The following is a 23,626-nucleotide window of genomic DNA, read 5'->3' as shown; positions in this document are numbered from 1 at the left end:
AACAGCATGTCACGCCCTGGCTATCACCTGCGGGTCATCTGGGCCTGTATGAAGAAAGATATTCAAGTTTCTCTCACCGATCGCATTTTTATTATTCTCGGTGTATTTCTGCCCGTCAATTTCCTGATTCTGTTCAGCTTATTTGTGATATCAGGTGGCCAGGCACCCACGGCAGTAGTCATGAATGATACTGGTCCGTATGCCCAACAGTTTTATCATGCGATGGCGGGTGCGCACTCCTTTATTCTACAAAAAGCCACGAGCAGTGAAGCCCGGAATCTCCTGCAAACAGGTCGCATCGTTGCGGTTGTGACCATTCCTGCCGACTTCGAGACGCGCATTCAGCACAATCAGCCAGTCAAGGTAGGGGTAGATATCAACAATCTCAATATGGACTTCACCAACGACATTCGCCGCGCGGTTCCACTCGCCATCACATCATTCTATGCGAAGGCTTTTCCTGATGTGGTGACCATTGCGCCCCACGAAATCGATCAGTACACGCAAGATACCGACTATATTCCCTATCTGACGGTCTCGATTCTGGTGATCGCTCTGGTCGTAGGTGGTCTGCTGCAATCTGGTACCTCGGCGGCGCGTGAATGGGAAAATGCCACGATGAAAGAACTGTTGCTCTCTCCTGCCAGTCGCTGGGCCATTGTCACGGGCAAGATGCTCGGAGCACTGGTTCTCAGTCTGATATCTGTCGTAGTGGTGCTGGCCGTACTCATCTTTATCATCGGCGTCCATCCCTTACATTGGGGTGCCATGATCGGTTTTACATTACTCACGCTGGCAATCTTCATCGCGCTCGGAACCTTGCTAGGCACGTTCTTAAAACAGCGACAGGCATTTACAGGACTGGCCATAGGCATCGCGCTTCCCCTGTTCTTTGTGAGTGGGGCCTTCGGGCCAATTTCGTTTAACGTACCAATCTTACAGGTAATCGCACAACTCACACCTGTCTACTATGCCATTGTGCTCCAGCAGTATGCCTTCCATGGCTTTATCCTGAATACCTATGGTTTGCTGGCAAACACACTCATTCTGTTCGGCTTCGCCATTGGACTGATCATACTATCAGCATTTGTACTGCATCGCAGTACCGTTGCAAATTAATCCGCTACAGACAATATGCAGCAACGAAAGGAATGTATATATGAAAACAGTATTCTTGCGTGCAGTCTGGGCGATTATCAAAAAGGATATCCTGGTCTGGCTCAGCAATCGACGCAATATCGCGGCAACAGTGGTTCCTCCCCTCGCCTTCCTGCTCATCCAGGCACTGGGTGCGGTTGCCGTTGGACGTAGTCCCGTCGCGCTGGTAACGCTGGATTCTGGTGCGAAGGGGCAGCAGATGCAGCAGATTTTTCATTCAGCCGATGTCTTTCGCATCACAGATGCCACGCCAGCGCAGGCCACGACATTGTACAAAAATATCCAGGTTATCGCCGTGATCACCATTCCAGGTGACTTCACCCGACGCATTGAGGCCCACAATCCCGCGCCCATCGATGTCCGTGTCAATAACCTGAATCTCGACTTTACCAACGACATTCGCCGTTCGGTACCGGATGCCATTACTCAGTTTTATCAGGCCCAGGGAAATACGAGTCCGATCAAGGTCACGGTCCAGGAGCAGGACCTGCGTACACGTGATGTCCAGTTATTTCAGTATGCGGTACTCCCGACCGTTATTCTCCTGCTCACCCTGTCTGGACTGGTCACCGCCAGCATCGCCACCGCACGCGAGTGGGAGACAAACACGATTAAAGAGATGCTTCTCTCCCCGCTCTCGCGTACCACCATTATTGTTGGCAAGGTACTCGCCAGTTTTGTGACCACATTCCTGCTCGGCGTGCTGGTACTCCTGATAGGAGCGGCCCTGGATTGGACGCGTCCGATCGGCATGTACTGGTTTACCAGCCTTCTCATCCTGGCAGTGCTCGTACTATTTAGTACAGGATTGGGAGTCGCGCTGGGAGCAGCCCTGCACAAATCACAACCGGTCATCGCCATCTCGATTAACGTGGCCATCTACCTGTTCTTCCTCGCAGGTGGGATAGGTGTGCTGGCCTTTGAGCCACTCTGGCTCCAAAATATCGCCGCCTTCATCCCATTGACCTACGGCATTCACGCACTGGAGCAGGCTATTTTCTATAGCTCATCCGATCTCTTTGGCCGCGACATGCTGATCTTAGGACTCTGTGCGCTAGCAGCGTTAGGTTTAGGCGTACTCTCAATGCGCCGCGGCATCGCAAAATAAAAAAATTGAGGTTTTAGATAACATTGAGGAAGGAACGATACCATCTTCTCGTCCCTTCCTCAACATATTCCAGAAAAGAAACAGGTATATAAACCTCAAGAAACGGCGAGGCTTAAAACGGCATTGACTTGCTCTTGTAAGCGTTGTGTATTCGCAAAACCATAATTGACGGCATGGACATTCCCAGCAGGATCCAGCACAACGGTGGTGGGTACGGTCAGAACTTTGTAGCGTTCCGTGAGATCATGTTGCGTCACAGCATCAACATTCACTACCGCCACCTGTTCACCATATTGATTGAGTAAGCGTTCCAGAGCAGGTTGCTGTAAGGTATGGCACTGCCGACAATCTTCGCTACTAAAGGCCAGGATACGTATCTGCTGCGTGCTTTCAGCCTCAGAAGATGAGGAAGCGGTAAATGGCGCTGCCGCCAGGGCTTGCAGGCGGCAGCGAGCAACAATCGTACGCCCAATCCAGATGGCAACGCTTCCCAGAAGACAGATCACTAATAATATAATCAGCCGCAGTGTAAAATCAGACATATCTCAGATTCCCCTCCAACGAAAGCCACCATCATAACGCACACGCGGCATTAATCCCCAGCGTCCAAGATAGTAATAGACAAAACAGCCTGCGCAGAAACCAACAAAAACATTGATCGCGGCCAATAAAAAGACAATCACCGTCAGAATCCAGCCAACAATCGTCGCAGGAGTGAAAAATAGCACGATACTGGCAACCAGTAGAAAGGTCGCGCCAATTCCCTGAGCAAAACGATGCGGCGCAGGATCATCTTCAACAATGCGAGGCTTGAGCAAGCCTGCACGGACCACGATCTGTCGATAGATAAACTTGAATGGACTGGCCGCAGGTACAGCAGCACTAAGGGCCAGGGCCAGACCAGTAATAAGAACCAGTATGGGTAGATTAAAAAGAAAGCTGAGCGCAGCTAAGACAAGGACACATGATTGCGAAAATTTCAGCATGTGCGCATCCAGGCGCGGAATAGACACCATAAGAGCGAGACCTCCGGTTGACCATTACATGATACAGGTTTGCCTGATATAAAAGAAAACCACGGCAGGAGTAAAAAATATTCCAGCAATACATGTGCACGATAAACAAAAATCACCTGATCGCAATGAGAAATCCACTATAGATGCTGTGGAATTGCCAATCTTCAAGCCACACTATCTAATCAACGTGCTGGTATGTTATAATGCAGCAGGCAAACGTTGTTTATCAAACAGAAAGGAGAGCATTATTATGCAGCAAGTTTCATCTACAAAAAATGGTGCATCCTTTCCTGGTCGGGCATACTAGCAAAGCGCTACGTCATACGTGCGTATTTACCCCATCACGCTCCCTTCAGGCAAATTGCTATCAATACTCATAACTGACCTGATTTCAGATGCACCGATCCACGCTATTGTTCTTTTCTCATAGGAATTACATGCCTTGCATCTTTTTATGCAATTTCACCACACCACAAAAAGGATTTTTTTCGTGATAGATAAGCAAAATCAGGTTGTGATCAAAGAAGAGGCAACAGAGGTTAGCAAGCCTCTTCCGCTATGGCGTCATCGGGACTACCTGCTGCTCTGGAGTGGTCAGGTAGCCTCAGTAACTGGTTCACAGGTGTCGCAACTGGCCTTTCCCCTGTTGATCCTCGCACTCACACATTCACCCGCACAAGCTGGAATCGCTGCTGCGCTACGTACTATTCCTTATCTGGCCTTCAGTCTGCCAGCAGGCGCACTCGTGGATCGCTGGAATCGCAAGCAGGTAATGATCATCTGTGATCTTGGACGTTTTCTGAGTATGGCAAGCATCCCGCTGGCTCTATTCTTCGGCCATCTGACCATTATCCAACTCTATCTGGTCTCCCTTCTTGAAGGAACCCTCTTCGTCTTCTTCGATCTCGCTGAAGTCGCGAGCCTGCCGCAGGTCGTCTCGAAGGAGCAGTTACCTGCCGCCAGCGCGCAAAATATCGCGACATATAACATCGCGATGATGCTCGGAGCGCCACTGGGTGGTCTCCTCTATAGTAGTAATCAGCTCTTTCCTTTTCTCGCGGATGCCGTCTCGTATCTCTGCTCTGTCCTCTCGCTGCTCTTCATTCGCACTCCATTCCAACAAGAGCGTACAAAGACCACACGTGCTTTGAGGATAGAAGTCAAAGAGGGTCTGAAATGGTTGTGGGAACAGCGGCTCGTTCGCTCACTGGCGCTCCTCCTTTGTGGTATCAATCTGATGACAGGGGCATCACCTTGATCAGTATAGTGCTGGGACAACACCTGCATGCCTCGGCAGTAGAACTTGGTCTTCTGTTCTTCTTCTCAGGCATCGCCGGTGTCCTTGGCTCTCTAGCGGCGCCACTGCTTCACCGCCATCTGAGCTTTTTTGTGATTGGCATCAGCGCCCTGTGGACACAGGCTCTGCTGATGCCATTACTAATCCTGGCTCCCAATCTACTTATGGTTGGAACTATTCTCGCCTTGATCTTTTTCCTTTTCCCTATCTTTGATGTTCTACAGCGGAGCCAACGTATGGCATTGATCCCTGATGCCTTGCAGGGTCGCATCAATAGTGTGTACAGGTTAATTGTCTTTAGCAGTAACCCTATCAGTATGGCGCTAACCGGGCTTCTCCTCCAAAACTTTGGTACAACACCAGTCGTCCTCATCATCGCAGGCGGCCTTGCACTTATTGCCCTCTCGGCCACACTGAATCCACACATACGTCGGGCGGATGATTAAACAGCGAAAGTTGCAAAACTGGACGATAGCGCTTGTTCATAACTACTTCCTCATATGTATGTGTATTTTTTGATTCAAGAGAGGTCCGGAACCATGGCCCCAGACCTCTCTTCACGTGACATGTCAATGCGCTTATGCGCGACATGTCCCTTGTAGCTCCGCGTTGGCGGATACTCATTCGTAACGCAGGACTTCGAGTGGTCGCACACGCACGGCATTCCAGGCAACCAGCAGGGCCGTCAGGATGGCCAGGGCGGCGACACCGAGGATCAGACCAATGGCAACGTACCAGCTAACACCAAAGTTGCTCTGGAAAAGGTACTTGCCCAGCAGACTGGTTACCAGGGTGACCAGCAGCATCGCCAGCAGCGCTCCAGTGCCACCCACGACGCCGTTCTCAACCAGCACCTCACCCAGAATACTGCGGCTCGTGTATCCAACAGATTTGAGGATGCCCAGTTCACGTCTGCGTTCCAGCATCGCCAGGGCCACGGCGTTAGCGATGATGATCACGCCCGCCAGTAGTGAAAGTGAGGCCAGAGCAATCAACATCAGGATGGTGTTGTTGATATATTGATCAACGAAGCCGCCGATATCAGCCAGATTCTCAACGCCAGCATGAGGCGCCAGTACACTGATTCTATTGAGCGCCTTGCCAACCTGATTAGGATCGACCTTGAGGTAGAATGTTGAGATGCTGGTTTTAGCTGGACTCAGAGCGGTAACGGTCTCACGCGAACTTAAAATTTCGCCCACGGATCCACCAAAGGAGGTATAAAAACCAACAATGTGAACGGTACGCGTCTTACTACCATCCGCGCTGGCCAGGGTAATTGTGCTACCAACCTTGAGTTGATCTTTGAGCGCCGGAACGCTGGTCAGGAATGAGCTGACCATCACATTATCTGTTCCTGCATCGCTGGCCTGCAGATAACGTCCACCCGGGCTGAGCAGAATCGTCTGCTGGTCGGGCACCTGGTTATGCGCGAGATCATAGCCTTCCAGACTACCCAGATAGACCGCTGCAATAGCACCACCGGAGAAACCGGAATTCGACTTTGTTTGCTGCCGGCTGCTCTGAAAGAGTTGCGACAGAGGCTGACCATTGACGCTGATCGGGGCGACAGATGTATATGAGCGCTGCTCTAGATGTTGTAAGCCTGGAATCGAGGAGCTTTGCGTGCTCAGGGTCTGTATCTCCTTGTTCTCAGCAATCGCCGCAACATTAAAATTGACGGTCTTCGCCAGTTGCTTATCAACCTGATCACGCAGATTCTGGCCCAGGGTTACAATCAGACCAATTGTAAAGACGCCGACAAACAGGGCCAATAGCGTCGTTGTGGTTCGTCCACGCGTACGCCCGATGTTGCGCAACGCCATCTTGACGCTGGCCTTCCAGGAACGTGGGAAGAGTACGACCAGGATCCCCATGAGCGCGATAAAGGCCAGAATACCGCCAAAGGCGGGCAGCAAAAATGTCAGCCCAATCGCGATCAACAAAGGAATACCAACCAGCAGGGAGTATTTAACACTGAAACGTTCGGGCACCGGCATACGTTCGATCACCAGTACCACAACTGAGAAGAGCAGGCTCAATATGACCAGGAACACAAAGGTGCCATAGACCGAGCTGATCGCCCACAGCGTGCTGTTGAGAATAATGGCCGCCATGACACAGAAGAGTACGGAAAGCAAGGCGATCAGTCCGATGGAGAGCGCGATACTGGCCGCACGGTTACCACTCTGGATCTCGCGAATGACGTTGAGGGGCCGGATGTTGGCCGCCTGCACAATTGGCATCAGTCCAAAGATCAGGGCCGTACACAGGCCGATCAAGACGCCACCACCAATAATCATGGGATCAAGTTGGAAGGGAATGGAGGTTCCCATCACGTTCTGCAGAACTTGCAGCACCAGATAACTGGTGCCACAAGCGGCCAGCACACCGATCACACCTCCCAGCAGACCCAGCAGACCGGACTCCAGTCCAAAGAGCATATAGAGATCGAAACGCCGGTAGCCAGTCGTTTTGAGCATGGCAATCTCAACCCTGCGCCTTGAGAGCAACACCTGCATGGTATTGATAATACCAATTCCACCAATTAACAGGGCCAGCAAACCAGCAATCGCCAGGAATTTCTTGATCAGGTCAACCAGGCTCTGCTGCTGTTTAAGCACATCAGTGGTCGTAGTGGTATTCAGCAAAGGAAACTTATCCTGGATGGCGCTACTGGCCGCGTTGATATGCGCCTGATCCGGCACCGTCACATAGACCGTCGAGTAGATCAACTGCTTTGGTTTGAACAGGTCCTTGTAGTCCTGGAGCGACATCAACATCAGCGAGTGCCGGGCCTGCAGCGGTCCCCGGTTGGCAACGATACCAGCCAGCTTGAGATGGGCCGTATGGGTGCTGGAACCGCCAACGGTAATATCAAAGCTATCCCCCACTTTTTTGCCAGACTGATCAGCCAGCTGCTGATCCATCACCACCTGGTGCGCAGTGAGCAGTCCAGGTAGCGTGGCTCCGGAAGGTGTGCTATTAAAGGACAGCGTTCCTACCAGCGGATAGCGTACCGGATCAACGACCGTAATCTGAAAGCTATTCAGCGACATCGCGGCTGTACCAAAACTTCCAGATCCACTCATCGTCGCCGTATAGGTGCTGATCTTACCCTGCGATGTGAGCGTATCGAAAAACGTCAGGTCCTTCTGGTGGACGCCTGAGGTATAGGAGGTAGCGGTAATATCACCGCCGCTGACCTCGCGTATATTGCTGGTGTAGGAATTGGCAATCATCTGTCCCACCAGTTGCAGCGCCACAATCGACATCACGCCAACGGCGATACAAAAGAGAGCCAGGATCGTGCGTTGCCCTCCCCGCCAGAGTGAGCGTGTGGTGTAGTTGAGGTATATCGAGGCCCTCATTGCATGCTCCTCTCGCCACGATAATCGATAGAGGCGATCTCTCCATCCAGAATACGAATAGAGCGGTCAGCATGCGAAGCGATATTTGGATCATGGGTCGCGATAATAAAGGTCTTGCCAGTCTGATCGCGCAGATCCGAGATCAGCTTCAGGACGTTCTCGCCATTTTTCGCATCCAGGTTGCCCGTTGGCTCATCAGCGATGACCAATGCTGGATCCGTAGCTAGAGCGCGAGCAATAGCGACGCGCTGCTGCTCACCGCCCGATAGCTGATTGGGACGATGCCCCAGACGGTGCGAGAGACCGACCAGATTCAACAGCTCTTTGGCGCGTACCGAAGGCGAAACCTTATGCTTGCCCACATAGAGCGGTACTTCCACATTCTCCTGTGCCGTCAGGGTCGGAATCAAGTTGAAAGCCTGGAAGACCATGCCAATCTTATTATTACGCACCTGGGCCAGTTTTCCTTCACCCATACGCGTGATATCCACACCATCGATCAGCACCTGGCCCGTAGTAGGATTATCCAGGCCCGCGATAATACCCAGCAATGTACTCTTACCAGAGCCGGATGGTCCCACGATCGAGATAAACTCGCCAGCCATGATCTGAAAACTGATTCCCTTCAAGATCGTGATCTCCGTGCGACCAAGTGGCAAACTTTTAGTAATGCCGCGCACATCCATCACCACACGATCCTGCCTCTGCTGAGCCGTCCCATCGGCTCGCGCCGGCTGGTCCTGTCCCTGTATTGCTGTGTCATCCATGATAAAGCATACCCTCTTCTTTTCAAGCTGTTTTAAATCACTTTTATGGTCAACCAGTACTGTCAAAACAGATGTACAATGAATGTAGCAATGTCTATATAGCTATTAGCTATACAATTAATAACATATTGCTAAACACCTTGTCAAGAGCTCAGCAAATATATTCTCAATATATTTAATGGTCACATGAGCACGTTATCCCGCGTACCGGCAGCCCTGGCGGCCCAATACGTTTCGTTGAAGAAGATAACCTCAACGGTATGGCGTGGCGCCCTCTTCACGTATGATTCGCTGCTTTTCTCCACCATGTTTTTTATGGTCACAAATGCGCTTCACCGAAACGTATTGGCCATGGCGGCTGCGCACGGTCCACGTCCGAGCCAGCAACGCGTGCAAGCGTATACATAGCAACCGCAAGAGTATATATAGCCTTCTCAATACACAGAAGATGTTTTATGATCACAATCTATACAGACGTAAAGCTTCGAGATTTTAAAATCAGCAGTGGTTTCAGGCTTCTTGCTCATAAAAATAAATCCATAAAAGCTTAACAGTGCTTTCATCACATGGGTGAAGCAGTAGAAGGTCCCGAGTGCAAAAAGGGTGGCACATATCATTCTTTGAGCCAACCTGCAAATAATGAGGAGAAAAGGCAGCCTCACACATGATATGAGCTCATTTCGGCTCTTCGAAGCGCCCGGTTTTTTCAGTGAGGTGAATCCGGTACACTGAGATATTTTGCAGCAGCTCGTCAATATCAAGGGCGTGTGTTGACGTCAATTCCTGAATTGATTGTCCACTTGCGATCATTGTCATATCCCGTTGTATCAACAAATATGTCGCCCGTGTTGCGGCCTCCCCTTCAAGATCTTCAAATGTGCCCCAGGTAATCACACTTCGCCAATGGGATGTGTCAGTTATCTGATCCACCTCGAAGCAGACTTCGGGGTTTATACGCATGGTATCTAGCTCCATACCATTGATGGAATGAGCATAAATGTATATGCCATCATAGACGTAGTTAATTGGAATGACGTATGTTCTACCTTCTGTATAACACCCAATACGCCCGAATGCTTCAGAGTATAAGACCTGATCAATCTGATTCTGGCTAAGTTCATTTAACATAATCTTCCTCTTGAGATAAGTCGTCTACATTTCTATCTCAATGGTTAGTATGCGATATGGAACTTATTTGTCAAGGAACATCCATCATGTGTGATAGAATTATGCAATGAGTATGAGCCCGGCAGGCTCAAGACTTCAATCGTTAGAGGCTCGCGTCATAGGAGTATTAACGTATGTGAGCAAAAGATTGGTGAATAAAAGATGAAGCCTAACATTGATCAGACGAGCTTTGGCTCTATCACTATTGCAGGCATCACCTTCGACCATGATGTGATAATCAGGTTGGATGGCCAGATTGAAAAGCGGAAGAAAAAGTTATCGAAAGCGATCTATGGTACCTCCCACATTCTTTCACTCGCCGAGGCCAAACACATTTATGAACCGGCGGTAAAACGGCTGATCATTGGGAGCGGGCAGGCTGGAAATGTCCGACTTTCGGAGGAAGCCACGGATTACTTCCAACACAAACAGTGTCAGGTGGATCTTCTCCCGACGCCTGAAGCCATCCATACCTGGAATGAGGCCGTAGGCCCCACGATTAGCTTGTTCCATGTTACCTGCTGAGGTAGCTGACAGCTTTTCCAACACTTTTAACTCTATTGCTGGTTTGCCTGCACCTACTCAGGCAGAGAGAAGGCATAGAGTTTATCATCCCTGGAGCCGACATAGACCATGCCGTTGGCTACGATTGGCGAGGAATTTATACTGTCGCCAGTTGTAGCCGTCCATTTTTGATCACCTGTTATGGCGTCGAAGGCATAGAGTTTGTGATCCAATGAGCCAGTATAGACCACGCCATTGGCAACCAGGGGGGAAGAATCAATGCCACCATTGGTAGCGACCGCCCACTTCTGTTTGCCCGTGCGAGCATCAAAGGCGTAGAGTTTGTAATCCGATGAGCCAATATAGACGACACCATTATCGATCGCGGGCGAGGAATAAATAATACTGCCAGTAGAGGCCGCCCATTTCTGCTCGCCGGTCATGGCATCAAAGGCGTAGAGCTTATTGTCCCAGGAGCCAACATAGACGATCCCATTCGCAATCGCCGGAGAAGAGTCAATATCACCACCGGTCGTGGCTGTCCATTTCTGCTTACCAGTGATGGCATCAAAGGCATAAAGCTTATTATCCAGTGAGCCAAGATAGACCACACCATCAGCTACCGCTGGCGAGGCTTCAGTATGAGCAGCGGTCGGAGCAACCCATTTCTGTTCCCCGGTGATGGCATCAAAGGCATAGAGCTTATTGTCCCAGGAGCCGACATAGACGATCCCATTGGCGACTGTTGGCGAGGAATAAATAATACCACCGCTCGGGGCGATCCAGTCCTTTTTACCTGTGCTGGCATCAAAGGCATAAAGGTTGCCATCTAATGAGCCAACATAGACGGTACCATTGACGATGGCAGGCGAGGAAGCAAGGCCTGCATTAACAGAGGCCACCCATATTTCTTTTCCCGAAATAGCATCTAACGCATAAAGATTACCGTCCAGTGAACCAATATAGAGTACGCCTCTGGCTACGGCAGGCGAGTAATCTGAATGCTGCATGGAAACATTGGCTCTCCATACTTGCTGAAGTTGGGAAACGTTGTCACTATCTAGAATACGTTCATAGGAGTTCGTATGAGTATGGGCAGCATCAAACCCGAACATGGTCCCGTGTTGCGCGACGGCCGAGGAATAGGCATTGCTGGCTTCTTTCGCTACCGCTTTCCTTTGTATATTTTTCACAGTCACATACGTATAACTTCCCCCCACAATGACTAACCCGCAGAGCAAAACCAGCAGCACTCTCCATGTTTTTGAAAAGCTATACTTGCGAACAGCGGAGAGAAAAGCACTATTTGCTGGAGAGGGTATCGCAGACAGCTTCTGAGAGCGCGTATCTAAAGAAGAACAACTTACTTGAGCTGTTTCAGATTGCGTTTTCTCGGGCTGAAGGACTGGTCGTGGCGCGGTCAGCGCTACATTCATAGACGGCTGAACCTTCACTGGCGGTGGAGCAACATCCTTGAAGGTTGGCTTCGCGGCTCTGATAACAGCAGAAGAGCGAAATGGTGCCGAAGTGTGAGCACGCTGCAGTGTGACAAGAAATGCTTGTGTCGAAGGGAAACGATCTTTATAATCTTTTGCCAGCGCTTTGAACAATACATCTTCCACCTCTGAAGAGATGTCTGGTACCTGGGCGATAAGCGATGGTGGTAGCTGTGTGGCATGTTGTATCGCCACATCGAGCGCTGCACCCTCAAATGGCACTCTCCCCGATATCCATTCATAAAGCACGATAGCCAATGAATATTGATCGCTGGCCGCTCGGGGTTTGCCTGACGCCTGCTCCGGAGACACATACGGGACCGTCCCAAGCATCCCTTTATTGGTACGTGAATGCGTGGTATGAACTGTCGTTGCAATACCAAAGTCACTGAGGAGTATAGTTCCGTCAGAACGGACCAGCATATTCTCCGGCTTGACATCGCGATGCACCAGATGAGCTTCATGGGCATATTGCAAAGCGGACGCCATCTGGCTGGCATATTTGATCGCGATAGCGAGCGGTACGCGTGTACCGATAGGATGTCGGTCGCGCAAGGTGCCCTGGGGTGCATATTCCATTACCAGGAATGGGGTATCATGGCGATCAAGTCCAAAGTCCAGCAAAGGAACGATATGTGGATGGCGCAGACGCATCGTGCGAGCTTCATTAATGAAGCTACGCCAGTCCTCTTGCTTCGTCAGGTGAATCTGCAATACTTTCACAGCGACCTGCACACTCGAGCGCATATCTTCAGCCAGATAGACATTGCCAAAACCGCCACCACCTAACCAGCGCAGCAAACGATAGTCTCCGACAACCCGTCCAACATACTCCAGATGATCCTTCATCACGCTTCCTCCGCCTTTATCTCAAATCAATATATCTACTCGTATATATTTTAGAATAAAAATCAGAGAAATAGCAAAAAATATAGCAAAACGGGCTATTAGAGAGAGAGATAGCAAGCAATCAGATTCTTCCTGTTCAGCGCAAGGCACCACTATACAATATAAACCACAATACAAGAATAATCTAGCAACTATTTTATCATGCAAGATCAAAAAGGATAAAATAACATGCGTTGAATTATTTCTACGCTCATCCATGTTCTTCGACCAGAGCAGACTGTGACAATATCAATTATGGCTGCAAGAAAGTCAAAAATGAACCGTAAAAAAATCATCTATAAAACGTTTATGAAAGTGCATGCAAACTATTGTATGTATTTATATGTTATGAAAAGGAAATATATATGAACAAGATTTATTCTCTTATTCTGATGCTTGCCCTTTGTCTTTGTCTGAGCGTCGTTGCTATCAGTAATCAATCTTCCGCCCATGCTGCTCCTGCGACAGCAACAATAGTTCACACTTCTGCACAAATAGCATATACGGGAGTCAACAATAATCCCTGGGGCTATAATTTCACAAGGGGCCGCCTGATTACTCATCCCGCCTCTCGCTTCTGTAGCTATTTCCACTGTATCTCCAACTTCTGGAAAGGAAAAGGTTATGTGGTAGAGTGCAGAGATAGTATGTATAGTCTTTCTGGCGGTCGATCCGGTGCGTGCTCATGGCACAAAGGCGTCTGGAGAACCCTCTATTCTCACTAGATAAACACGCAAACTAACACATAGCGCTTTATAAGAGCACCTGGATAGAATGTATTCTCTATCCAGGTGCTCGGTCTTATCAGAAAGCACAAAAATAACTACATAGTCCCATCCAGAAATAATGTACGATGGATCATAGAGGTAATAGAGGCGACAATGGTATCAGGCTCTTGAAGGGGAGCCTCTGCCAGTCGCCACAACAACACACTGACTATCCAGGCAAGTGCCGTGACATTTACGTCCTTGCGCGCCCCTGGCATTTGCAGTAACGTACAGAGCATATATTCGACCTGTTGCGCTCGCCAGCGTTCAAGCTGCCAAAGGAACCATTTCTTGAGGAAGAGTATCTCGTATCAACGGTATGGGTTGTCTACGGGCCATCATAAACCTCTCGCTATTCAAGCTTTTTCCACAGGTAAAAAACGGTTTCGCCGGGTGGACAGTTTTCGAGTGTTCCATAGAGAGTATATCCCAGGCGTTGATAAAATCCTGGCGCTTGAAAGTCTGAGGTAGCCACGCGGACATAGTCGCAACCACGCTGGCGCGCTGCGCGCTCCGCTTCCATCATCAACCGTCGGCCCAGGCCATGCTGACGCAGAGAGTCATCAATCCAGATAATACTGATCTCAAACCACCCCGGAATGCTATGTGTTCTTCCAACGAGTCCACCAGCCACCTTACCCGCTGAATCAAGAATGGTAATCTGGAGCGGTAAAGGCTCAATCTGCTCAATCGGAAGCGCAGTGCTGTGGGTCTGGTTAAAGGCGATAAGCTGATTGGTAAGATACTTCTCTCGTTGGAGGCTAATAGTATAGTCAAAGACATAGTGGTCTGGATATTCCTCTCGAGTCATGCTTTGCTCCCTCTTCCAAAACACTCAACTTCTCTTTTACCAGGTAGAATATCGCCCAATAAAAATATCAATCAGTAATCCATCAATCAGAGCCTTAACCTTTGATGGATTACATTTGTCCAGTAAATCACAATCATTGTGGGACACTCACTTTTACGCCTCGTCAAACAAAGGTAATTGGGAGGTGTTTGAGCCCATAGATGAACGAGCTGGGCCTGAGTTCAAGCGGGGCCTCACTTTTGCGCTGGAAATGTGGGAAACGCTCAAGCAAGGTGGAGAGGGCGATGCGCGCTTCCAGACGAGCAAGTGGTGCGCCCAGGCAAAAATGGATGCCATAGCCAAATCCCAGATGACGATTGGGATCACGGCGGATATTGAAGGTGTTGGCGTCAGGAAACTGTGTGTTATCCAGGTTAGCGGACGCAAACAGTGGCAGGAGCAGATTCCCGGCCTTGATCTCTTGCCCACATAAAACGGTATCCATAGCCACGACACGTGGCATGGTATGGACGATTGCCCGATAGCGTAATACTTCTTCGATCGCGGATGGCAACAGTTCGGGAGATGCCAGCAATTCCTGCTTCGCCTCTGCATGCTCATCCAGGCACACAACGGCATTGCCGATCAATCCGGTCGTGGTATCATGGCCTGCAATCAACAGGAGCAAGCAGGTTCCCAGGATATCCGGAACTGGTATACGTTCACCATCGATTTCGGCACCGATTAACGCGGAAATCAGATCCTCACGCGGCGCTCGACGGCGCTGCTCCACCATCGTGTGAAAATATGCAGCAATCTCTCTGGCAGCCACCAGACGCAAGGCAAAATCTGGTCCGACAAAATCGCTTGACCATTGACGGAACTGCTCGCGCTCGCTGTCAGGAATCCCAAGCAGTTCCGCAATCACAATAATTGGGAGCGGAAAGGCCAGGTCGTTAACAACATCCATCTCCCCTTGATCCTGCACACGATCCAGCAGATCATCAACGATTGCGCGAATACGCGGCTCCAATTGTGCGATGGCACGTGGGGTAAACGCCACAGAAATCAAAGAACGAAGCTGTCGATGGCGTGGTGGATCCATCCCAAGGATGCCGCCACTGACAATCGAATCAACGCTACCATCGGGATTGATGGCGCGCTGCGAGGAGAAGGTGGTAGTATCTCGCAGGACATGCATCACATCCTCATAGCGAAACACAAGCCATGAAGCACGTGCAGCATCATAGACCAGATCATGAGACGCCTGCATATGTCCATACCAATCGTAGATATCAGGTGTCAAAAGAACCGATGCCTGCTTTGCCCGCCTTTGTATCAATTCATCGTAGGAATAAGGAGGATTTGTTGACATAGAGAATCCTTTCATGCCGTGAAGTACGCTTCATGAGCACTAACTACTTTCTCTCTGTAAACGCAGGAGATCTGACTTTATGGCAGCGTAATTTATCTGGATACTCAACCAGGCTCAGGTGTTCATTCACGAGGGCAATAAGTTCCTCTTCTGAACGAACACCAGCAGGAACGCGAATACATACTTCATCAATCTGGTATACTCTGAAGAGGTTATTAAAAAAGTAAGGATGCTCCTCTTGAAAACTCTGACGACTGTTCTCGGGCGTATTGAACAACATGTGCAACGTGTGATGCAGTTGGGTGGCATTGGCGGATTAGCCTATGCACTTACTGACAAGGATCAATTGCTAGCGGTGGGCACGGCCGGCTATGCTGACATTATAGCACAACAACCGGTGACACCTGAGACGTTTTTTCCGATTCTCTCAATCACGAAATCGTTTACGGCGCTCGCTGTGATGCAGTTATATGAGCGCGGAATGATCGATATTCATGCTCCGATTACTGACTATCTTCCCTGGTGTGAGGCCAAACAGAGTGGCTCCAGAGCTATTACGGCATATCATCTCCTGAGCCATACGGCCAATATTGTCACTGGTCCTGGTTGGACGCTTGGTTCACTGTATGCTGCCTGGTATCTACGTGAGACAAACGTAGCCGGGGAACCAGGGGGTCCGGTCTGGCACTATTCAGATACTGGCTACGAAATTTTGGGTGCACTGCTTGAAACGATCTATCACACTCCCTTCGCGCAGATCATCCAGGAACAGATCTTTACTCCGCTTGGCATGACGTCTTCTTTCCCCGCGGTTACCTATGAGACCCGGAAAACGGCCGCGCTGGGCTATCAATCCTTTTACGATGATCGACCACATCAACGTAGCTATCCATTAGTGCCTGCTTCCTGGTTTGAATATGAAAGTCCTGCCGGGAGTATTGTTTCGACGGCGGCCGATATGGCGGCCTATATACGTCTGTATCTCAATCGCGGACATGGCCTCATCAAGGAGCAAACGTTTGAGCAGATGATTCAGCCTATTACGCAGGGGATGTTTGGGCATTATGGTCTTGGACTCTCTACCTCTTCACGCGGTGGACATACCATCGTTGGACACGGGGGAGGCGGAATGGGCTTCAATACCACGATACAAGGTGATCTAGAAACAGGACTTGGCCTGGTTGTTCTCATCTCAGGTACCACCTGGCCTGCCTCCATTTCCACTTATATATCCCAGCTTTTACGCGCTGCGAGCGCGGGTGAGGATCTGCCAGTTGTACCCTCGGTCAATTATGAGGAAACACCAGAAGCCAGCACGTATGCTGGAATCTTTACCCATGTCGGAGATACGAAACGTTCTCTGCTCTTTACCGCAGAAGAAGAGCATCTCATATTGCACTATCACGGGGAAAAGCTTGTGCTGCAAAAAGAGGAATGGGGAGACCGATTTCTCATCCCACATCCCGATTTTTCTCTCTTCATGGGTGAGTTTGCTTATGTTGATGACCAAGCCACCGAATTTTTTCATGGAGGGGATTGGTATGTGACAGCTGCTTACCAGGGACCTCGGACATTTGATGTGCCCAAAGAATGGCATGCATATGTCGGCCATTATTGCTATCACGAGGTCTGGTCTGGTCACCTGCGTATCATACTGCGCAAAGGGAAACTGTATCTGGTGAGTCCTGAAGGTCTTGAGGATGAGTTACAGCCACAGGAAGATGGTAGTTTCAAGACGGATCAAGAACACCTGCGTTTTACAGATGTCCTTGCTGGAAAAGCCTTGCGATTGGATATGAGCGGCTCACAGTATACACGCCGCAGAAATCCCTGATGGTATCTATCTCTCCAAAAACTGCATACAGAAAGGCAGATGAGGATGATAGAAAGTGGCTATGATCTTTCATAGGTAGAGCATACGAGCAAGCATCTCCTCAACGCGGCTGTGCACTGAGGAGATGTCAGCAGTTTTCAAGCAAGGTCGCGTAACACTTCAGCCGTAGTGACGATCGTTGCAAAGGTTTGATGCAAATTGAGCAGGCTCATTGTATGGACCTCTTCGGCCGGATGCAGTATTCCATCGGGCCCGCTGCGGTCGAAGGTTGCCGTACCATCGGAGACGACAAAGGTTTGAAAGTCCAGGTCGCCCGCCATCCGTGCAGTGGTCTCCACACAGCCATTGGTCATAAATCCAGTAATAAAGAGCGTGGTGATGCCAGCATTGCGCAAACGTTCTTCAAAATCAGTTCCCATAAAGGCGCTGTGCACTTTTTTTTGCAGGATGGTTTCACCTTCAAGGGGACGAACGATATCTCTGATCTCGGCGGCGACTGTGCCAGCTTTGAAAAGCGTATTTGGTCCTGTTTCCAGATGTTGAAAATAAAAAAGGGGGCGCTTTGTCTCTCTCCAGGCATGTAATAGCCGGGCAATATTTGTCTCAGCCTCTGGATTGTTACGGCGGCCCCATTTGGGATGATCCCAGACATTCTGAACGTCAATCAGGACGAGGGCAGCATTTTGTGGGATAGTGGACATAACTATTTTTTCCTTCAGAGTATTCATTGGACACACTTTTAGAGGTACAGATGCTCAGCCCGCGGATGCAGGATCTATGGAGCGCCGACCAGACGATGGAGGCGTTCCATAGTGTTTGTGCCAGACCCGACGCAATTGCCGCGTATCGCCAAATCCGCTTTTCACCGCAATGGCTTCCAGCGAGAGCGCCGTATCATGTACCAGATTTGCAGCCAGCTCCAGGCGCAGGAGCAGCTGATACTGATGTGGCGTAATTCCGGTCGCTGCTTTGAAAGCGCGGGCAAGTGAACGCTCACTGGTCTGACCTACCCTGGCCAGATCAGCCAGAGAGGCAGGTTCGCTGACATTCTCGGCTAACCAGTCCTGGACGGTGTGGATACAGTGATCCAGATGAGAGCGATACTGGAGATAGACACTCACCTGCTGATGCAGACCGCTGCGCCGGAAATAGACCACCAGTTGGCGGCCAACCTCTGCAGCAATACGCGGGCCACAGTCCTGCTCAAGTAACCAGAGTGCCATATCAATGCCAGAGGCCACACCTGCGCTGGTGATAATGCCATGATCATGCACATACAACACACTATCAAGCACCTGGGACGTCGGATAACAGGACTGCAGTTCTGAGGTAAATTCCCAGTGGGTCGTACACCGTCGCCTATGAAGCAAGCCTGCCTCGCCCAGGACGGCAGTCCCCGAGCAAATGGACGCAATATGTGCGCCCGCTCGATAGCTTTCCTGGAGCCAGACTCTGGTCTCCTCATCAAGCAAGCCACGGCTCTTAGCGGGTGAGATGCCTGTCCCTGGCACCAGAATAAGAGAACTTCCATCAATTTCTGGCAGTCTTTGCAGGTGTGCAAGCGAGAGTTGCTGCGCTGAGCGAATCTCCTCGGACGCCGCGCAAAAGATCAGCGTATAAGGTGCTGCAAACAAGCGAGCTGCGGTATCAAACACCTGGACTGGACCCGCAAGGTCGAGTAACTGAACATGTGGTAAAACCAGGAAGACCACTGAGCGTTTTTGGGTCGGCATTGCTTCAATAGACAACTTTTTCATGCCTCTAGTATGCCTCATGTTTCTAGCGCACGCCAGGGAAGATCAAGCCAGAATGCGGACAAATCCTGCCACATTTTGCTATAATAAAGGAAAAGATGAACAGGAAACCAAAGAAGAAGAAATGGAACAGAGTCCAACAGAAAATTAAAGATCCATGCTGAACTCCAAGCAAACATTGCAGACAATAGGCCAGGGAGGCAATCAATGACGCTGGCAAAGTGCTTGAATGGTGCTACTCATTGCCGGGGGTACCTCGAAATGGTGTGTGAGAAAATCCAGTATCGCCAGGGCCGATTCAACATTGTGTTCATAGCCTTGAATAAACGTTGAGAGATACGGTGCTACCTGGGGATAGCGTATTTCATATCTCCGCTCTATGTTATATGGATCTTCAAACTGGCCCTGCGCGGTTTCAAGCGTTTTGGTTAACGCAAGAAGATGATCGACGGCATAACTCTGAATGAAGCGCGTGCCAGTCAGTATCTCCCCTCGATGTACGCGGCCAAGCCCGATATACAGGTTGGTCAACGCCTCTCCCAGGTGCCATTCAGCGGTTCCTTCAATAGCAACGGCACGTGGTTGTACCGGTTGAGGAACCGACAACTGCTCATCAAATGCTGCATCTTGCCAGATCAGGCGTCCTCGTGCAAAAGGAATATGTTGGAGTTCGTCTGGCTCGAACACAGCAAATTCACAAAAAATCCCATCCTCAAACAGGACTTTGTAGCCGTCCACGGTATTCCGAAACACATAAGCCAGCGGACAAAGAGCAGCCAGCCAGTCAAGATTATCGATGTAGCGAGCTTTAAATCCCGGCCTGGTAATTACGAAGAAATCCAGATCAGAATATTCATCCAGTCGCTCCGTCTCGACGCCCACTGACCCCAGTCCAAGCAGTGCCAGCGCATCACCTGTGTCCTTTAATTCTGTCCCGATTGCATCTAATCGCGCAAGAAGTTGTTGTGTTGTCGACATAAACCTTACCTTTTTTCGTTACCGCAACTATCTGGTTACACATACGTTCCCTGCGCCTGACCCACTGTTGTAGAGGCTCCAAATATGTGGATGAATATCAGAAACCTGTATCTCACCAGACTGTTCGGTTATTTCTAGCATAGCATTATTGCACATCTTCGGCGCAAGAGATACCTGCCTTTTCAGTGAGCGCCACACGCGAGGCCAGTCTGCAGCCTGATTTCAGGCAAAAGTATAGAAAAGTATGCAGTACTGTGGTGCCTACACGAAGCATGGCTCATTATACATGGTCGATGAGGATTGGTTCTCCATGTTGTCTGGCAGCACAAAACACGACGAGTGTAGGCGCCACAGCACTGCGAGTCGTGCTCTCACGTTGGCCTGAATAAACTCAGCAGCGCGGCCTTGCGTGTGGCGCTCACTCGACGTACGACACGTCAGCAAAGAAGACAAAAATCAATAGCAAACCACAGGTATACACGATGCGTGTGAGTTAGGATTTATCGCCTGCAACGACTTCAATGGTGTCGTTACGCTGGCGTTGGTTAAGGAAACGGGCAATCAAGGGTAGGGCACAGGATAAAGCCAGGATGACCACGATAACATAGATAGCAGTATGGTAGTCCATATTGGATATCAGGATAGGACCAACAATGCCGCCTGCGCTCCAGGCAGTCAACATGGCTCCGTAGATGGTGCCCGAGTTTTTGGCACCGAAGAAGTCAGCGGCAAAAGCTGGCATGGTTCCAAAGCCACCACCATAGCAGAGCCCAATCAGCGCACCCGGGATCAGCAAGAGCGCGAAGCCACCAGCCCCGATCTGAGCCAGCAACAGGAAGGCAAGAATCTGAACGATAAAAATGGCCAGGAAGGTAAATGGACGGCCAATGGCATCGGAGAGCCAGGCCCAGAGCAGGCGTCCCAGTCCGTTGAAGACGGAGATAGTACTGACAAAGACTGCCGCAGCGATAGCATCTACTGCGGTAAATTTTTGAGCCAGTGGCGAGGCGACGGCAATTAAGGCTGCGCCAGCAGTGACGTTGAGCGCCAGAATGAGCCAGAGCACATACCAGCGTGGGTCACGTAACGCCTCATCCAGGGTATAATCGCGCCTGGTCCGTACTGCCTGAGTCGTTGTAGAAGGGGTCCAACCAGCAGGTGCATACCCCTCAGGTGCCCGGCGAAAGAACTGGGCCGCGCCCACCACAACGATGAGATAGATAATGCCAAGATAGATAAATGTAGATCCAACGCCGATTGAGGTAGGAACCAGCAGTGGTGGGACAGCTTGTGCGATCAGGAGCGCGCCCAGACCAAAACCCGCGACGGCCAGACCGGTGATAAAACCACGCCGATCGGGGAACCAGCGCAGCAGCATTGCCAGCGGCACAATATATCCGAGTCCGATGCCGATGCCACCGATAATTCCATACGTAAGATACAATAAATACACGTTATGGGTGGGTAGGGTTAGTCCTGCCAGAACAATGCCCAGACCATAGAGAATGCCACCCACGGTCGCAATGACTCTGGGACCATAGCGAAGTTGGAGATAGCCTCCAAAGGCGGCCGTCACACCCAGGGCCAGCAACGTGATAGAAAAAGTTAAACTAATCGGTGCAAGCTGCGCGTTTGTTACTTGCTTGACCGAGATACCATGAAACAGGGCCGCGATAGGTTTGGAAAAGACGCTCCAGGCGTAGACCGAGCCGAGAGCAAGCTGTAAGACAAAAGCGGCGATGGCAATCAGCCAGCGATTTGGCTGCGTTGAGGTTTTGAGCGGTGAACTACTCATAAGTGAGTCCCTCCATGCGGTGTTCACATGCACAGGTAAAGTAAGGTGTGGTTTTGCGATTGATGTTGTCCTCTTCGCTGACCTATATCCTGTCCGATCAGGCCAACATCCGGGGCAAATCACAGTATACCACATCAATCAGATCCTCATGGCAACGGCACTGGGGATGGAAATCAAGCCTATACTCTATACATTTGCATACAAGGTGATCCCAACCAGCAGCAAAGGCCAGGACCAGCTTGTATGCAGCTATCGAAAAGCGCAGTTTCTACCAGGTTACGGGGAGGTGAGCCGGACCAAAGGTTGCAGTATCACGTGGTCGCCAGGGGACTTCGGATGGCGACACGGCCAGACGCACTCCTGGTAAACGCTTGAGGAGCGTGCTCCACAACACGCGTAACTCCATACGCGCAATCTGCTGACCCAGGCAGGCATGGATACCACGTCCAAAACTGATCATCGGGTTTGCCTCGCGATCAAAATCTATCTCGTTCGCATGCGGAAATACTGACTCATCCCGGTTCGCGGCAAGGAAATCGAGCAGCAGCACTTCTCCTTTCTCGACCGACATACCAGGAAAATCAACCGTTCCCCGCGTAATCCCCGTAATCCGGGTCGACTGAGACCGATTGGCGTCACGCGCAAGATTTCCTCGATGGCGGACGCCAGACGCGGCGGATCATCGAGCCGTTCCTTCAACTGTTCAAGCAGGTCGGGACGCTGGAGCAAAATAAAGGCCGAGTTGGTAAACGTTGTGCTCACCGTCTCAAAACCCGCCACCACCAGACCAATGGCAAAAGAAAGCACCTCTGGAACGCTCAATACCTCATCGCCTCTTTCAGACGCCTTGACCAGCATACTGAGTATCGTATTGCGTGGCTGCTGACGCTCTTGCTCAATCAGTGGCAACATATACTGGACCATCTGCATCCGCTGCGCTTGCAGTTCCTCGGGCGCAATAGTAGTCGAGATAATCGTCTTCGCCCACTGACGAAACTGTTGCTCGTCTTTTGCGGGTACACCCAGCATATCGCAGATCACGGCCATCGGCGTCTGAATCGCATAGTTCTCGAACAGGTCGGCCGGTGGTCCGGAACGCTCCATGGCATCAATCAGTTTATTGGTGACATCCACCACACCGGGCGCTAATTCGTTGGCAAACTTCACCGTAAAGGCCTGCGTCACCAGGCGACGAATTTGATTATGCCGGGCATCAGAGGCGCTAAACAGTGTGGAATCTCCATCCCCGGAGCCAATGACCATCCCGGCTTCGACCCGAGGAACATCCCCATCCGCCGCTTGAATGATCCCACACGCAGGATCCGTAAAGGCTTTGGCCACATCCGCGTGCCGCGTCAACAATACAGCATTCCCCCCGTATGGCATCTTCACATGGGAGACAGGACATTGCGCACGCAGACGCTCATACTCGACCGGGCACTCCAGGCTATGCTCGGCAAAGGAAAAAGGATAACTGGGAAGTTCTTCCTGTGGGGTGCTCTCGTGGGTAGACTGTTGTGTCATAAAAACGGACTCCTTCTAGTGAATAGAAAGTTTTGCA

General features: G+C 50.4%; 22 protein-coding genes. 7 read left to right on the top strand and 15 right to left on the bottom strand.

Going from position 1 to position 23,626, the window contains the following annotated elements; translation table 11 throughout:
• Positions 1-6 precede the first annotated feature (6 nt).
• Both KDW_RS20630 and KDW_RS20625 read left to right on the top strand, forming a co-directional pair.
• On the top strand, positions 7-1,119 hold the full coding sequence (locus tag KDW_RS20630; protein WP_151757844.1) for an ABC transporter permease: 1,113 nt from the start codon (positions 7-9) through the stop codon (positions 1,117-1,119).
• Between the two features lie 40 nt (positions 1,120-1,159).
• Positions 1,160-2,266, top strand: coding sequence for an ABC transporter permease (locus KDW_RS20625; RefSeq protein ID WP_151757843.1), 1,107 nt, complete (start codon positions 1,160-1,162; stop codon positions 2,264-2,266).
• A 95-nt stretch (positions 2,267-2,361) separates the two neighbouring features.
• Here KDW_RS20625 and KDW_RS20620 read toward each other — a convergent pair whose 3' ends face one another.
• Complete coding sequence (locus tag KDW_RS20620) at positions 2,362-2,808, bottom strand: thioredoxin family protein (protein WP_151757842.1); 447 nt, start codon at positions 2,806-2,808, stop codon at positions 2,362-2,364.
• A 3-nt stretch (positions 2,809-2,811) separates the two neighbouring features.
• The gene (locus KDW_RS20615; RefSeq protein WP_162005451.1) at positions 2,812-3,252 is read right to left on the bottom strand and encodes a DUF4395 domain-containing protein; all 441 of its coding nucleotides are present in this window, start codon (positions 3,250-3,252) and stop codon (positions 2,812-2,814) included.
• Between the two features lie 520 nt (positions 3,253-3,772).
• On the opposite strand from KDW_RS20615, the gene KDW_RS20610 reads away from it, so the two are divergent.
• Together KDW_RS20610 and KDW_RS20605 are read left to right on the top strand one after the other, a co-directional pair.
• Entirely contained in the window at positions 3,773-4,540 is a 768-nt protein-coding gene (locus tag KDW_RS20610) for an MFS transporter (RefSeq protein ID WP_162005450.1), read from the top strand.
• Positions 4,537-5,025: an MFS transporter gene (locus tag KDW_RS20605; RefSeq protein ID WP_162005449.1), complete on the top strand. Its 489-nt coding sequence runs from the start codon at positions 4,537-4,539 to the stop codon at positions 5,023-5,025. Before KDW_RS20610 ends, KDW_RS20605 begins: the two co-directional genes overlap by 4 nt.
• Before the next feature lie 174 nt (positions 5,026-5,199).
• Here the strand turns inward: KDW_RS20605 and KDW_RS20600 are convergent, their stop codons facing one another.
• The 3 genes from KDW_RS20600 to KDW_RS20590 form a co-directional block, all read right to left on the bottom strand.
• Positions 5,200-7,950, bottom strand: a complete 2,751-nt coding sequence (locus KDW_RS20600; RefSeq protein WP_151757838.1) for an FtsX-like permease family protein — start codon at positions 7,948-7,950, stop codon at positions 5,200-5,202.
• Complete coding sequence (locus tag KDW_RS20595) at positions 7,947-8,636, bottom strand: ABC transporter ATP-binding protein (protein WP_371876263.1); 690 nt, start codon at positions 8,634-8,636, stop codon at positions 7,947-7,949. The genes KDW_RS20600 and KDW_RS20595 overlap by 4 nt, the downstream gene beginning before the upstream one ends.
• A gap of 756 nt (positions 8,637-9,392) precedes the next feature.
• Positions 9,393-9,845 carry a pyridoxamine 5'-phosphate oxidase family protein gene (locus KDW_RS20590; RefSeq protein ID WP_151757836.1) on the bottom strand — a complete coding sequence of 151 codons (453 nt, stop codon included), beginning with the start codon at positions 9,843-9,845 and terminating at the stop codon, positions 9,393-9,395.
• Between the two features lie 201 nt (positions 9,846-10,046).
• On the opposite strand from KDW_RS20590, the gene KDW_RS20585 reads away from it, so the two are divergent.
• Positions 10,047-10,409, top strand: a complete 363-nt coding sequence (locus KDW_RS20585; RefSeq protein ID WP_151757835.1) for an Mth938-like domain-containing protein — start codon at positions 10,047-10,049, stop codon at positions 10,407-10,409.
• A 53-nt stretch (positions 10,410-10,462) separates the two neighbouring features.
• Here KDW_RS20585 and KDW_RS20580 read toward each other — a convergent pair whose 3' ends face one another.
• Entirely contained in the window at positions 10,463-12,733 is a 2,271-nt protein-coding gene (locus KDW_RS20580; protein WP_151757834.1) for a serine/threonine-protein kinase, read from the bottom strand.
• Between the two features lie 404 nt (positions 12,734-13,137).
• On the opposite strand from KDW_RS20580, the gene KDW_RS36530 reads away from it, so the two are divergent.
• Positions 13,138-13,497: a DUF3761 domain-containing protein gene (locus KDW_RS36530; protein WP_151757833.1), complete on the top strand. Its 360-nt coding sequence runs from the start codon at positions 13,138-13,140 to the stop codon at positions 13,495-13,497.
• A 98-nt stretch (positions 13,498-13,595) separates the two neighbouring features.
• Here the strand turns inward: KDW_RS36530 and KDW_RS20570 are convergent, their stop codons facing one another.
• The 3 genes from KDW_RS20570 to KDW_RS20560 form a co-directional block, all read right to left on the bottom strand.
• Complete coding sequence (locus tag KDW_RS20570) at positions 13,596-13,778, bottom strand: hypothetical protein (RefSeq protein ID WP_151757832.1); 183 nt, start codon at positions 13,776-13,778, stop codon at positions 13,596-13,598.
• 113 nt (positions 13,779-13,891) lie between these two features.
• Positions 13,892-14,350 (bottom strand): GNAT family N-acetyltransferase, encoded by a 459-nt coding sequence (locus KDW_RS20565; RefSeq protein ID WP_151757831.1) that lies wholly within the window; start codon positions 14,348-14,350, stop codon positions 13,892-13,894.
• A 163-nt stretch (positions 14,351-14,513) separates the two neighbouring features.
• Entirely contained in the window at positions 14,514-15,704 is a 1,191-nt protein-coding gene (locus KDW_RS20560; protein WP_151757830.1) for a cytochrome P450, read from the bottom strand.
• A 238-nt stretch (positions 15,705-15,942) separates the two neighbouring features.
• Between KDW_RS20560 and KDW_RS20555 the strand changes: the two genes are divergently transcribed.
• Positions 15,943-17,538, top strand: a complete 1,596-nt coding sequence (locus KDW_RS20555) for a serine hydrolase domain-containing protein (RefSeq protein WP_162005448.1) — start codon at positions 15,943-15,945, stop codon at positions 17,536-17,538.
• Between the two features lie 137 nt (positions 17,539-17,675).
• Here the strand turns inward: KDW_RS20555 and KDW_RS20550 are convergent, their stop codons facing one another.
• The 6 genes from KDW_RS20550 to KDW_RS35150 all read right to left on the bottom strand — a co-directional run bounded on the left by KDW_RS20550 (position 17,676) and on the right by KDW_RS35150 (position 23,589).
• Entirely contained in the window at positions 17,676-18,239 is a 564-nt protein-coding gene (locus tag KDW_RS20550; protein WP_151757828.1) for a cysteine hydrolase family protein, read from the bottom strand.
• Between the two features lie 54 nt (positions 18,240-18,293).
• Positions 18,294-19,295: a GlxA family transcriptional regulator gene (locus tag KDW_RS20545; RefSeq protein WP_198925385.1), complete on the bottom strand. Its 1,002-nt coding sequence runs from the start codon at positions 19,293-19,295 to the stop codon at positions 18,294-18,296.
• A gap of 201 nt (positions 19,296-19,496) precedes the next feature.
• Entirely contained in the window at positions 19,497-20,270 is a 774-nt protein-coding gene (locus KDW_RS20540) for a hypothetical protein (RefSeq protein ID WP_151757827.1), read from the bottom strand.
• Positions 20,271-20,763: 493 nt separating this feature from the next.
• The gene (locus KDW_RS20535; protein WP_151757826.1) at positions 20,764-22,065 is read right to left on the bottom strand and encodes an L-lactate MFS transporter; all 1,302 of its coding nucleotides are present in this window, start codon (positions 22,063-22,065) and stop codon (positions 20,764-20,766) included.
• 268 nt (positions 22,066-22,333) lie between these two features.
• A complete protein-coding gene (locus KDW_RS35155; RefSeq protein WP_151757825.1) occupies positions 22,334-22,636 on the bottom strand; it encodes a cytochrome P450 in 303 nt (100 codons plus the stop codon).
• On the bottom strand, positions 22,549-23,589 hold the full coding sequence (locus KDW_RS35150; protein WP_151757824.1) for a cytochrome P450: 1,041 nt from the start codon (positions 23,587-23,589) through the stop codon (positions 22,549-22,551). The genes KDW_RS35155 and KDW_RS35150 overlap by 88 nt, the downstream gene beginning before the upstream one ends.
• Between the last annotated feature and the right edge of the window lie 37 nt (positions 23,590-23,626).

The sequence above is a fragment of the Dictyobacter vulcani genome (assembly GCF_008974265.1).
In the GTDB taxonomy this organism is placed as follows: domain Bacteria; phylum Chloroflexota; class Ktedonobacteria; order Ktedonobacterales; family Ktedonobacteraceae; genus Dictyobacter; species Dictyobacter vulcani.
The sequence above is the reverse complement of the archived record's forward strand: the minus strand, read 5'-3'. Positions and strand labels throughout refer to the sequence as shown.